This is a genomic window from Pseudomonas saliphila, assembly GCF_008638345.1.
GTDB lineage: Bacteria > Pseudomonadota > Gammaproteobacteria > Pseudomonadales > Pseudomonadaceae > Halopseudomonas > Halopseudomonas saliphila.
The window spans coordinates 238,815-252,188 of the sequence record NZ_VTVA01000001.1; the positions used below are offsets into that span (position 1 = coordinate 238,815).

Annotated in this window: 8 protein-coding genes; 1 reads left to right on the plus strand and 7 read right to left on the minus strand. The window is 60.1% G+C overall.

Going from position 1 to position 13,374, the window contains the following annotated elements; genetic code table 11:
- Positions 1-63: 63 nt before the first annotated feature.
- The 5 genes from ung to prfB form a co-directional block, all read right to left on the minus strand.
- Positions 64-759, minus strand: coding sequence for a uracil-DNA glycosylase (ung, locus tag FHK95_RS01100; protein WP_150302738.1), 696 nt, complete (start codon positions 757-759; stop codon positions 64-66).
- 2 nt (positions 760-761) lie between these two features.
- Positions 762-1,091: a hypothetical protein gene (locus FHK95_RS01105; protein ID WP_150302739.1), complete on the minus strand. Its 330-nt coding sequence runs from the start codon at positions 1,089-1,091 to the stop codon at positions 762-764.
- A gap of 12 nt (positions 1,092-1,103) precedes the next feature.
- A complete protein-coding gene (locus FHK95_RS01110) occupies positions 1,104-2,387 on the minus strand; it encodes a flavohemoglobin expression-modulating QEGLA motif protein (RefSeq protein ID WP_150302740.1) in 1,284 nt (427 codons plus the stop codon).
- 389 nt (positions 2,388-2,776) lie between these two features.
- Positions 2,777-4,279 carry a lysine--tRNA ligase gene (gene lysS / locus FHK95_RS01115; protein ID WP_150302741.1) on the minus strand — a complete coding sequence of 501 codons (1,503 nt, stop codon included), beginning with the start codon at positions 4,277-4,279 and terminating at the stop codon, positions 2,777-2,779.
- A gap of 137 nt (positions 4,280-4,416) precedes the next feature.
- Positions 4,417-5,512, minus strand: a protein-coding gene (gene prfB, locus FHK95_RS01120) for a peptide chain release factor 2 (RefSeq protein ID WP_150302742.1) whose coding sequence is annotated in 2 segments (ribosomal slippage) — positions 4,417-5,439 and positions 5,441-5,512 — 1,095 coding nt in all. Because the reading frame shifts where the segments join, the coding sequence is not laid out codon by codon here.
- 257 nt (positions 5,513-5,769) lie between these two features.
- Here prfB and FHK95_RS01125 point away from each other — a divergent pair.
- Positions 5,770-8,178 (plus strand): phosphoketolase family protein, encoded by a 2,409-nt coding sequence (locus FHK95_RS01125; protein WP_150302743.1) that lies wholly within the window; start codon positions 5,770-5,772, stop codon positions 8,176-8,178.
- 48 nt (positions 8,179-8,226) lie between these two features.
- Here the strand turns inward: FHK95_RS01125 and FHK95_RS01130 are convergent, their stop codons facing one another.
- A complete protein-coding gene (locus FHK95_RS01130) occupies positions 8,227-10,485 on the minus strand; it encodes a putative bifunctional diguanylate cyclase/phosphodiesterase (protein WP_235906678.1) in 2,259 nt (752 codons plus the stop codon).
- 103 nt (positions 10,486-10,588) lie between these two features.
- Positions 10,589-13,294 carry a cation-translocating P-type ATPase gene (locus FHK95_RS01135; protein WP_150302744.1) on the minus strand — a complete coding sequence of 902 codons (2,706 nt, stop codon included), beginning with the start codon at positions 13,292-13,294 and terminating at the stop codon, positions 10,589-10,591.
- Between the last annotated feature and the right edge of the window lie 80 nt (positions 13,295-13,374).

The window sequence follows — 13,374 nt, forward strand, 5'->3', positions numbered from 1 at the left end:
ATCTCCTTTCCGGTGAGCCTACAGTATGGCCCGCCTGACGCCTGAATGCCGCCCATAAGGGGTTTACCTGCAGTCGGGCAAACTCCAATCGACGGGATTCCGGCCATGTTTTTGTAGATAGGCGTTGGCAGAGGAAAAATGTCCGTTACCAATGAAACCGCGGTGTGCAGACAGCGGTGAAGGATGGGCGGAGGTCAGCACCAGATGCCTGGATGCATCAATCTGCGCGCCCTTCTTCTGCGCGTAAGCACCCCACAACATGAATACCAGATGCTCACACTGCTCGTTAAGCACTTCGATTATGCGGCTAGTCAAACGTTCCCAGCCGTGCCTGGCGTGCGAGCCAGCCAGGCTCTGCTCGACCGTCAGCACTGCATTGAGCAGCAACACGCCTTGCCCGGCCCAGCTTTCCAGGCAGCCATGCCGGGGCGGTGCCAGGCCAAGATCACGTTCAAGCTCCTTGAAGATATTTCTCAACGAAGGCGGGATCGCCACCCCCGGAGGCACAGAAAAGGAAAGGCCGTGCGCCTGCCCTGGGCCGTGGTAGGGATCCTGACCCAGAATCACTACCTTGACCTGCTCAAGCGGCGTGCTGTTCAACGCATTGAATATCAGCGGGCCGGGAGGGTAGATGTTTTTGCCCGCCACCTTCTGCTCAAGCAGGAAGGCTTTCAGCTCACGCATATAGGGTTTGTCGAATTCCTCCGCCAATGCCTCGCGCCAGCCTGGCTCCAGTTGAATGCTCGCCTGGTCGACCATAGCTATTGCAGCGCCGGCACGCTCTGCGCATCACAACGCACAATACGCTGCCGGTCGTCGACGAGCAGACCGGACAGCCCATTGTGTCGGCTGTCGTGCAGTATCAGAACGCCGTCCACACACTCGGCAACCTGATAGGCAGGTTTGCTGCGTACCTGTCCGGCTTCCTCGGTGCCAACCGTGACCAGGCTGAACTCGGCAACGAGCAACCCTTCCTCCTCGCGTACGAAATTGAGGTACCCATAAAAGTGCAGGATCGCAACAGTCGCCAGCAGCGTACCCAGTGCAGTCAGAATCAACGGCAGTTTGTTGATTTCATTATCGTCAGACATCAAACGGCTCCATCAAAGAATATTCGCATAGTCAGCCTCGATACGATCGAGGCTCAGGTTGGTCAAAAAGCCGGAGAAACACATCCAGGCGCTGAGGGCGTTCAGGTCAGCAAAGGGCTCTGGCAGATAGCGCGGCGGCACCACCAGCCCCTCCTCCACCAACTGCCCCAGCGTGCGCATGTCCTCGAGCGTGGTCTTGCCACAGAACAGCAGCGGAATCTGCTGCAGCTTGCCCTTGCGTACAGCCAGCTGGATATAGTTGTACGTCAGGATAAAGCCCTTCAGGTACGCCAGGTCCTTGGTGAACGGCAGACCATTACTGCTCGACCCCCGGAACACCCGGCTGGCATTGGTGTAGCTGTCCTGCTTTGAATACCCTTCCTCCAGATAGAACCTGAACACATCCATGAAATCAGCACCGGTCTCGGCCAGCTGAATGGCCCGGGTACGGTTGGTGAGCTTTCGCAGACGCGCCGGATAGGAGGCAAAGGTGATCACTTCCATGAGGATCGCCAACCCTTCCTGAGTGACCGTCGATGACGGCGGCCCCTTGGCCAGGAAGGTACAGATGGGCTGATGCTGACCGTTGAGACTGGTTGCCACATGGACCATGCCTTCGTGCACGGCAAGGATCTTCAGGTCACGCTGGTTGAACATGGCGTCGCTGCGGATCTTGATGTAGTCAGCACCCGCTGCGGCATCGGCCACGATGCCGTCGGACTCGAATACGCGCACCGCCTGGTCGTCCGGAAACGCCAGATTCATTTTCTCCTGCAGGATCGCCACCGCTTCCGGCGCCGGGATGTGCTTGGGTTCCCGGCCGAGATCCGAGCCGATATTGGCCAGTGATTCGCTGAGCGTGATACTCAGGTCGGTCAGGGTCGGATCGCCCGCGTGAAAGGCATCCGAAGCCGAGCCATAGAGTTCCTGGGAAATACGGCCGAGCTCCGGCGTGCCACGCCCTTCCAGCATGCGAATGACCATGCGGTATTCACGGCACATGCGGCGCATGATCTGCCCGACCGGATTGAAGGTGCCGAGCTGACGCGTAATATCGCGTTCGATGTCCTGAAACAGCTGCAAACGCTCGGCCGGGTCGAAGTTCATGGGGCGCCCGGCGTAGTAATCCGGACCCACATCAGGGATGGTGTTGCAGCCCTTGCGGAAAAATTCGTCGCGCAGGCTATCATCCCATTTGATGGCATCGAGTATGCGAATCGGCGCCTGCGCCTCGACCAGCCGGTCGGACAGGCTGCGTATGACCAGCTGGTATTGCTCGCTCTGTTTGATCGCCATGCTGTTTATTCCTGCTCTTGGTGCCAAGACATTACGAGGCATCGGGGGTAGGTGCAACGCTGTGCCGGGTAGCTGAACTGCTGGACACGCCGCAAGTACGTCCCTGTAGGCTCGACGATAGCCATCCCTGGCTATCGACGGTCCATCAGTTCAACTACCCGGCCCCGCAGGCAAACTCTGAGCTCGCCATCATCAATCGATCCCCGGCGGAACAACTCTGGCAGCTGCGGCATTCATAGCGTGCACGGAGGTGGGCCATGGCGGACCGTCGATGGCCATGGATGGCCATCGTCGAGCCCCAGGGATGGCTCGCAGCGTGTCCGCTATGGCCCACCTCCGCGCACGCCACCCCGAACCAGTCGGCGCGGGGTTGAGTGTCAAACCGAAACTCAGTGCTCAGGCCGCATATGCGGGAACAGAATCACGTCGCGGATCGACGGTGCGTCAGTCAGCAACATGACCAGCCGATCAATGCCGATGCCCTCGCCCGCCGTCGGCGGCATGCCGTATTCCAGTGCGCGGACGAAGTCGGCATCGTAATGCATGGCTTCATCGTCACCTGCGTCCTTGTCTGCTACCTGGGCGTGGAAGCGCTCGGCCTGATCCTCGGCATCGTTAAGCTCCGAGTAGGCATTGGCAATTTCGCGGCCACCAATGAACAACTCGAAACGATCGGTCACACTCGGATCATCGTCGCTGCGCCGCGCCAACGGCGAGACTTCGAACGGATAACGGGTAATAAAGGTGGGCTGTTCCAGGCGGTGCTCAACCAGCTCTTCGAAGATCATCACCTGCAGCTTGCCGAGTCCCTCAAAACCAAGGACCTTGGCGCCGGCTTTGGTGGCGATGGCCCGTGCAGTGTCGACATCTTGCAGATCGGCGGCGGTGATCTCCGGATTGAACTGGAGGATCGCGTCGAATACCGACAGCCGCGCAAAGGGCTCGCCAAAATGAAACACCTTGCCCTGATAGGGCACGTCGGTAGAGCCCAACACTGCCATGGCCAGCTCGCGGAACATCTCCTCGGTCAGGTCCATGTTGTCTTCATAGTCGGCATACGCCTGGTAGAACTCGAGCATGGTGAACTCGGGATTGTGCCGGGTCGAAACGCCTTCATTACGGAAGTTGCGGTTGATCTCAAATACCCGCTCGAAGCCGCCCACTACCAGCCGCTTGAGGTATAGCTCGGGCGCGATGCGCAGGAACATCGGCAGATCCAGCGCATTGTGATGGGTTTCGAAGGGCTTGGCCGCCGCCCCGCCGGGAATCGTCTGCAACATGGGCGTTTCAACTTCGAGGAAGTTGCGCTCAGCCAGGAACTGGCGAATATGCGAGATCACCTTGGAGCGCACCTGGAAGGTGTGACGCGTTTCCTCGTTGACGATCAGGTCCACGTAACGCTGGCGATACCGCTGCTCGGTGTCGGTCAGGCCATGGAATTTGTCCGGCAAAGGCCGCAGCGACTTGGTCAGCAGCTGCACATCGCGCATGTGCACATACAGATCGCCCTTGCCAGACCGCGCCAGCGTACCCTCGGCCGCAATGATGTCGCCCATGTCCCAGCTCTTGATCGCTTCAAGCGTCTCCGCGGGTAAGCCCTTGCGATCGACATACACCTGAATGCGCCCGCTCATGTCCTGGATCACCATGAACGCGCCACGGTTAAGCATGATGCGACCGGCGACCTTGACCGGGATAGCGGCTTCCTCCAGCTCCGGCTTACTCGTGTCGGCGTACTGCTGCTGCAACGTGCCGGCATAGCTGTCAGGACGGAATTGATTGGGGAAGGCGTTACCTTTGGCCCGCTCAGCCGCCAGCTTTTCCTTGCGCAGGGCAATCAAACTGTTCTCTTCCTCGTGCTGTGCGTGCTGGTCGTGCGGCTGATCGGTCATGTTCGCTAATCCTGAAGAATCTGTATTGATACTGCTGAGCCCTCAGTCCCGCCCGACCGCAACGCGGTCGGGGCAGGCAATGAGGTGCTGATAAATGCGGGTCACACCCAGATGTTCAACGCTTCACGTAAGCGGGGTCATAGCCCCTGCTTGAGGCTCGCCTCGATAAATTCATCGAGGTCACCATCGAGCACCGCGTTGCAGTTACTGTTCTCGATCCCGGTACGCAAATCCTTGATCCGCGACTGATCGAGCACATAGGAGCGTATCTGATGACCCCAACCAATGTCGGCCTTGGTGTCTTCCATCGCCTGCGCGGCCGCGTTGCGCTTCTGCATTTCCAGCTCATAGAGCTTGGCGCGCAGCATCTTCATCGCAGTGTCACGGTTGGCGTGCTGTGAGCGCTGGTTCTGGCAACTGACCACGGTATTGGTCGGCACGTGGGTGATACGGATGGCTGAGTCGGTGGTATTCACGTGCTGACCGCCCGCGCCGGATGAGCGGTAAGTGTCCACGCGCAGATCGGAGGGATTGATATCGATCTCGATGTCATCATCAATTTCGGGGGAGACAAACACCGCCGAAAAGGATGTATGACGGCGATTGCCGGAGTCGTAGGGGCTCTTGCGCACCAGGCGATGGACGCCGATTTCGGTGCGCAGCCAACCAAAGGCGTATTCGCCCTTGATGTGCACGGTCGCACTCTTGATACCAGCGACCTCTGCAGCCGACAGCTCGATAATCTCGGTCTCGAAGCCGCGCTGATCGGCCCAGCGCAGATACATGCGCAGCAACATGTTCGCCCAGTCCTGGGCTTCGGTTCCGCCGGAACCGGCCTGGATGTCGAGATAGCAATTGTTCGGGTCCATCTCACCACTGAACATGCGGCGAAACTCGAGCTTTTCCAGGCTCAGTTGCAGGCGTTCCAGTTCAGTGACGACATCCGCTACGGCGGACTCGTCTTCTTCTTCGGCAGCCATTTCAAGCAACTCGGAGGCGTCCGCCAGGCCAACCTGCATGCCATCCAGTGTCTCGACAATTTGCGCCAGCTGCGAGCGCTCCTTGCCCAGGCTCTGCGCGCGCTCGGGATCGTTCCACACGCTGGGGTCTTCCAGCTCGCGTTCGACTTCTGTCAGGCGGTCATGCTTTTGATCGTAGTCAAAGATACCCCCTGATAGTCTCGGAGCGACTACGCAGATCTTTGATGGTATTGAGAATCGGGTTGATTTCCATGGTGACAAGTCCCGTCAGGAAAAAGGGCGTCATTGTAGCGGAAATTACCGCAGCCGTGCAGCGTTCTCGCAGGACACCGCGCCACCACGGTGCAACGGACCGGAGTGTATAAACAGACCCGTTCGCCTCCTCTGATTATCAGATGGCAGCCAGCACAGCGAGGCCCACCGGGCTTGATGCAGGTCAGGGAGCCTATCCATGAAATCACGCTAGACTGGGTCTATTCGCAAGCGACCATTACCCGCCAGGAGTTATTCGTGAGCCAGTTATTACCCGACCAGAACATCCTCGACCAGCATGCTGAAGAACACCCCGCCTTCGCCGAATGGCGCGCAGGCTATGGTGTCATTGAGCACAGTCCGGCGACCCAGGCGGCCGTATACAGATTGGCCCATCAACTGCAGCAGAGCGGCGCGCAACCCGATCTGGACAGTGCCTACCGCATGCTCACCGCGCTTGATCGAGTGACCAGCGCCGGTCTGTGGCTGGTCGTGCACATGACCTATGCCAAACGCTGCCATCCGGACGGCACTAAGCTCAACGCCGAGGACTTCAAGCGCAATCCCGAAGGCCATACCGGCGGTGCCCTGAATATGGTGCCTGGCTACGCCGCCTATCTGGCCTTGAACAATCTGACCGGCAGCACCCGCAGCTGGCTGATGGGTCAGGGTCATTGCGTAGCGGCGATCGACGCATTGAACATCCTCACCGGCAACCTTCACCCCGAACAGGCCGAACGCTACGGCGAAGATGGCGGGCTTGACCGCCTGCTGAAGGATTTCTACGGATACGCCCAGCAACCCGATGGCCGCCCTGCCGCGCCACTGGGCAGTCACGTCAATCCATACACTGCCGGCGGCATCATTGAAGGCGGCTATCTCGGCTTCGCCGAATTGCTTTACGCTCATATGCCGCTGCCGGGCGAGAAGCTGGTGGCCTTCCTCTCCGACGGTGCCGCTGAAGAACAGCGCGGCAGCGACTGGATACCCCGCTGGTGGCGCGCAGAGGACTGCGGCATGGCGTTGCCGGTGATGATTGCCAACGGTCGGCGTATTGAACAGCGCACCGAACTCGGCACCGTGAAGGGTCTGGATGGTTTCGTCGAGCATCTGACCGCCTGCGGCTTCGACCCGATACGCTTTGACGGCCGCGATCCAGCAGCTTTTGTTTGCACACTGTACGAAATGGAGCAGCGACTTGATCGTCGGGTCGAGGAACATCAACGCGGTCTGCTCAAGTATCCCCTGCCCATCCCCTATGCCATCGCCGAGACCACCAAGGGTTTCGGCTTCTATGGCGCCGGGGAAAACGCCGCCCACAACCTGCCCTTGCCCGGCAATCCGCGGCATGACGAAGCCGCACGCAGCCTGTTCAATCAGCACGCCGGCAAACTCTGGGTCAGTCCCGAGCAGCTAGAGCAGTCCCGGGATCTGCTGACGCGACACGCCCAACAGGGCCGACCACTGGAACGCGACCATGCACTGGCCAAGCGTCACCCAAAAACGCCGGTGCTGCCCGAGCCCGAGTGGATGAGCGAACCGGCCTCGCCGATGCTGGCAGTGGACCGATTCTTCGTCAGCATGACCGAAGCCAATCCCGGCCTGCGCGCCCGCGTCGGCAATCCGGACGAGCTGGCCAGTAACAAGCTGGGCGGCGTACTGCGTGCGCTCAAGCACCGGGTGAGCGATCCGGAAAGCGACCTGGAAGCGATTGATGGGCGGATCATCACCGTACTCAATGAAGAGGCTGTGGTGTCGGCGTGCCTGGGTAACAAGGCCGGCCTGAACCTGGTCGCCAGCTATGAAGCCTTTTGCGTGAAAATGCTCGGCGCGGTGCGTCAAGATATTATCTTCGCCCGGCATCGCAAGGAAGTTGGCCGTCCCGCTGCCTGGCTGGGCTTTCCGGTCATTGCCACCTCCCATACCTGGGAAAACGGCAAGAACGAACAATCCCACCAGGACACCACCTTCTGCGAAGCGCTGCTCGGGGAAATGCACGATGTCATGCGCGTCGTGCTCACCGCTGATTACAACAGCACCCTGGCGGTACTGCCGAGCATCTATACCGAACGCGGCCGACTGAGCTGCATGGTGATTGCCAAACGCGACCAGCCCTCACGTTTCACCCCCGAGCAGGCGGTCCAGCTAGCCGAACAGGGTGCGCTGGTGTTTGAGGAACATCAGGGCAACGGCGAGGCCGTGTTACTGATCGCCTGCGGTGCCTATCAGATGGGTGCCATGCAGCGCGCCGCCGAACGTCTGACAGCGCACAACGTCAGCTGGCGTCTGGTGTATCTGCAGGAGCCCGGCCGTTTTGCCATTCCCCGCGATACGCTCGAAGCAGAATACGCAGCCAGCGCGGAACTGATTCAGCTGATCTTCCCTAGTAAATATCCGCGCCGCATCATGCTCACCCACATGCGTCCTGAAGTGTTCCGCGGTCACCTGCACAACCTGCTACCCGATCCACAACACAGTCGCGTACTCGGCTACATAAACCGCGGCGGCACGCTGGATGAAGCCGGCATGCTGTTCACCAACCGCTCCAGCTGGGCCCATGTCGTCGCCGCGGCAGCCGAGGTCAGTGACATAGACCCCGCCCAGTGGCTGGAAGACGAGGAACTGAAAGCAGTACAGGGCCAGGGTAGCCCGAGCATATTGCGATAGATGTACCGGGTTTCGTCGCCGCGGGCGACGAAACCTGTCAGGTCCGGATTAGACTTCCTCGCCAACGATGCCTTCCACAAGCACCTCAACATCCAACCCCGCCAGCGTATTCAACACCGGCTTGATCATGCTGGCCGATAGCGGGCGGCTGAACCAGTAGCCCTGGATATAGTGGCAACCTTCGGTGCTGAGAAAATCCATTTGTTCGATGGTTTCGATGCCTTCGGCGATCACGTCCATGCTCAGGCCGTGGCCCAGACCGATGATTGCGCGGCTGATGGCGCGCAGGCGTTCGTCATCCGGGGCGCGGGAGATGAAGCTTTTGTCGACCTTGATGATATGCAGCGGATAGCGATGCAGATAGCCGAGTGAGGAGAATCCGGTGCCGAAATCATCGAGGGCAATCCGGATGCCCAGACTTTCCAGTTCACGCAGCGTGGCCAGGGTATCGGGGCCGTCCTGCATGAGCAGGCTTTCGGTTATTTCCAGCACCAGGCTGCTCGCCGGGAAGCCGGTTTCCTCCAGTATCGCGGCGACCGTGCCGGCGAAGTTATCCTCTCGCAGCTGACGGCTGGACAGGTTGACCGAGCAGCGCAGCGCAGGATGACCGTTTCCGTGCCACTCAAGCACCTGGGTGCAGGCCTGGCGCAGCACCCAGGCACCTACTTCGACGATCTGTCCGGAGTCTTCGAGGGCGGGGATGAATTCATCCGGCGCGATCATCTTGCCGTTACGCCACCAGCGCAGCAGCGCCTCGACGCCGATGACGCTGGAGCTGTCGCCCTCTACCTTGACGATCGGCTGATAGTAGAGCTCGAATTGCTTGCGGTTCAGCGCCTCGCTGAGGGCGTTTTCCAATTCCAGGCGATGGTGAACTTCCTGCTGCAAACTTTCGCTGTACAGCGCCAGCTGCGACTTGCCGAAGGTCTTGGCCCGGTATAGCGCCAGATCAGCCTCACGCAGCGCATCCTGCTCCTGATCATGCCCCTTGAGCGGGGCCAGACCGATACTGGCGGTGACCGTCAGGCGTCGCTCACCAATCAGCAAGGGCGACAACAGCCCCTGCATGATGCGCTTGGCGACGTTTTCCGCATCACCCGGCTCGGCCATGTCGTTGAGCAACACGACAAATTCGTCGCCGCCGAATCGACACAGATGATCGCCCGGTCGCAGGCAACGTTCGATCCGCGCCGCGACCTCAATCAGCACCTGATCACCGACCTGGTGGCCGAGACTGTCATTGATCAGCTTGAATCGATCCAGATCGATAAACAGCACCGCTGCGTGCCGCGCGCCGGGCTTGGCCTGTCGTTGCAATGCCTGCAACAGCAGTTGATTCATGCGCTCGCGATTCGGCAGATTGGTCAGCGGATCATGCAAGGTGGCGTGCGCCAGCTCCTGCTCGGCGGTCTTGCGAATGTGAATATCGGTCAGAGAGCCGGACAGCAGACGGTCGCCATGGTGATCCAGAGTTGCCTCACCACGCACCAAAACCCAGCGATACTCCCCCTGGGCATGCCGTAACTGACACTCGATCTTGAGTTCGGACCGATAGCCTTCCAGATGCGCCATGACCGACGCCTTGAAGCCGCTGCGCTGGCTCTCCGGGAGCATGTACAACCACTCGGCCAGATTGGTCGGCGCCTGGCCGGGATCGAGTCCAAGCACGGTCAACCAGCGCTCGGAGACGTCGAGCCGATCCTCTGTGACATGCCACTCCCAGATGCCATCATTGGTGCCATGCATGGCGCGGGCGTAGCGCGTCTGGCTTTCCTCCAGGGCGAGCTGACTGGCGGCAGAATAGGTATCAACCGCCAGCGTCATATCGAAGAACACCACCTTGAGCAGGCAGCTGAACAGGCGATGCACCAGCTCCGGCTGCGCCGGCCAGCGCTCGCGCAGCTGTGCGTGCATGAAATCCAGATAGAAATGGTAGCTGGCCAATGACACGCTCTGACCCAGCCCGACGCTCTCGTGAGTAATACCAACGAGCAGGCGCAGCCGCACATACTGCATGTCGTAGGGGCCACGCAGCATCTGCTGATAATAGTGCCGCTGCTGATCCTTCAGCCGTACCAGCATGCCGGGGCGATTGAGCAAACCTGCGGCATGGGGAAACTGCAGCAGATGCTCGTGCAGCGCATCGATACATCGCACATGCACGGCTTCCAGCTCAGGCAGATACCCCGACAGCGCGCTGATGCTTTGCTCATCCAGCAGCAACAGGCGCAGCCGTGTACGGATATCACCCGCATTCAGGCCGAGATGGTTCTGCATTCCCTTCAGACGTTTCTTCAAGTCAGGCAAGACCTGGCTCTCCCTGGTATCAAACACCATCATGCGACTGCTTACGGCTTACCGTTTCGCTCAGATTTGTGAAGCATTACACATAACTGTCTCATCATAAAATCTAATTACTGACCCTCCGGTCACCGCCGCGTACGCGTTTTTCCAGCTCCAGCACCGCCAGCACAACCACACCCGCAGCACCCGGAATCAGCAACAGAGGAATACTCAACGCTGCCGACTCAAACAAGGTGTGCATCACGCCAACATAGGTAAAGACCAGCTGTAATAGCGTCACCAGTACCACCACAATCCATACCGCCGGCGTGCCCAGCATCCCGCGCAGGGTTAGCGATGCGCTGTCCAGATAACGCACTGCAAACAGGTAGAACACTTCCATCGCGACCAGCGTATTGACCGCCAATGTGCGGGCGACTTCGCTGCTGTAGCCGGCCTGCACCGCCCACTGGAAACTGGCGAAAATACCCGCCAGAAACAGCAGCGACACCAGCACGATGCGCCATACCAGAAAACTGTTCAGCAGCGATTCACCGCTACTGCGCGGCGGTTTTTCCATCACGGTGGGCTCGGCCGGCTCGAAGGCCAGTCCCATCGCCAGCACCACGGAGCTGACCAGATTGACCCAGAGAATCTGTAAAGCGGTTATCGGCAGGGTGAGCCCGATCAATAGGGCCACGATCAAACTGGCCGCTTCGCCGCCATTGATCGGCAGCAGAAAGCTGATGGCTTTTTTGAGGTTGGTATAAACGGTACGGCCTTCGCGGACCGCCGCAGCCAGACTGGCGAAGTTGTCGTCCAGCAATACGATATCCGCTGCCTCGCGGGCCGCCTCGGAGCCTTTCACGCCCATGGCGATGCCCACGTCCGCCCGTTTCAATGCCGGCGCATCGTTGACCCCATCACCGGTCATGGCTACCACGCCATGGACCGCCTGCAGTGCCTGTACCAACCGTAACTTGTGCTCAGGACTGGTCCGGGCAAATACATCGACCTCCTGCGCCAACTGCATCAATTGAGTGTCGTCCAGGCTATCCAGGTCGTGCCCGGTAGCGACTCGCTCAGTATTGCGCAGGCCCAGGCGAGCCGCGATGGCGCGCGCGGTCAACGCATGATCACCGGTGATCATCTTCACCCGGATGCCGGCACGGTGGCATTCGGCGATGGCCTCCATGGCCTCCTGTCGCGGCGGATCCAGCAGGCCGACGATTCCGATCAACTGGAAGTCGGCACCCATCTCGTCACCATCGAGGTCTTGCTGCTCGGGCTCGATCGGCTTGCGCGCCAGAGCCAGCACCCGCAAACCCTGTCCTGCCAACTCATCGATGCTGTGTTGCCAGTCAGCGGGCTCCAGCGCCACGGCTTCCCCTTGCGCGTCCAGCGCACTATTGCACAGGGCCATGACGCGCTCCGGCGCCCCCTTGAGCAGCACTACCGCCTGACCATGATGATCATGGTTCAGGGTCGCCATATAGCGCTTGTCGGCATCGAAGGGAATTTCATCGCGGCGTGGCCATTCGGCGGTGTAGGACGTCGTATCCAGCCCGACCTTGGCGCCCAGCACCGATAAGGCGGCCTCCATCGGATCACCGATGATCTTGACGCTGTCCCCCTGGCGTTGCAGCTCGACGTCGTTGCACAGCAGACCAGCTTGCGCCATGTATTCAAGCAGCACGGGCGACGGGTCGCCACTCTGCTCATCGCCGATGCGGCCTTCAACCGCATAGCCTTCCCCACTGACCGGATAGATGTGTCTGTCCAGAGACAACGCGGCGACCATCATTTCATTGCGCGTCAGGGTGCCGGTCTTGTCGGAGCAGATCACCGAGACCGCACCCAGCGTTTCAATCACCGGCATGCGCCGCACCACTGCTTTGCGCGTCGCCATGCGCCGCACGCCAATTGCCATGGTGATGGTCAGAATGGCCGGTAGCCCCTCCGGAATCGCCGAGACGGTCAGCGCGACGACCGCCATGAACAGTTCATTGAGCGGGCGCTCACTGAACATCCAGCCCGCAAAAAACACCAGCGCACCGATGACCACGATGATCAGTGAGAGGTATTTGGCAAAACGGTTCATCTGCGTCAACAAGGGCGTTTGCAGTGTTTCAACGCCGCTGAGCATGCCGGAAATGCGGCCGATCTCAGTCTGCTCGCCCGTTGCCACAACAACGCCACGGGCGGTGCCGACGTTCACCAGCGTCCCCGAGTACGCCATATTGAAACGCTCCGCCAATGGCGCGTCGCCAGCCTGCTGATCGGTGAGTTTATCCACCCGCACCGATTCCCCGGTCAGCAACGCTTCGTCCACCTTGAGACCATGCAACTGCACCAGACGTACATCCGCCGCCACGCGATCGCCGGCCTCCAGCATCAGCACATCACCGGGTACCAGTTCGCTGGCCTCAATTCGCTGGCGCTCGCCGTCGCGCAGCACCGTGGCCTTGGGCGCCAGCATGTGCCGGATAGCCGCTAACGCCTGCTCGGCCTTGCCCTCCTGCACGATGCCCACTACAGCCTGTAGCAATACCACCGCCAGAATGACCGAGGTATCCAGCCAGTGGCCCAGCAGCGCGGTGACCACCGCCGCCACCAGCAACACATAGATCAGCACATTCTGGAACTGGGCGAGCAAGCGCCGCCACCAGGGGCGGACGCTCGCAGCGGTGAGCTGATTGGGTCCGTATTGAGCAAGCCGCTCGGTCGCCTCGGCAGCACTCAGCCCCTTATCGTGACTGCCGAGCTGCTCTCGGACCTCTGCGACGGTGTGCGCGTGCCAATTGGGCGGTAGCTGCTTTTGATCCATGGGCATTTCCCGGCAACGAGTGGAGCGGCAAAAACCCTAGTGTAGTTGCCTGTGTCGTACAGGGTATTGGCTCAGATCAAGACTTG

Coding starts and splice junctions, on each gene's coding strand:
- ung (WP_150302738.1), bottom strand. CDS start 759: ATGGTCGACCAGGCGAGCATTCAACTGGAGCCAGGCTGGCGCGAGGCA.
- FHK95_RS01105 (WP_150302739.1), bottom strand. CDS start 1,091: ATGTCTGACGATAATGAAATCAACAAACTGCCGTTGATTCTGACTGCA.
- FHK95_RS01110 (WP_150302740.1), bottom strand. CDS start 2,387: ATGGCGATCAAACAGAGCGAGCAATACCAGCTGGTCATACGCAGCCTG.
- lysS (WP_150302741.1), bottom strand. CDS start 4,279: ATGACCGATCAGCCGCACGACCAGCACGCACAGCACGAGGAAGAGAAC.
- FHK95_RS01135 (WP_150302744.1), bottom strand. CDS start 13,294: ATGCCCATGGATCAAAAGCAGCTACCGCCCAATTGGCACGCGCACACC.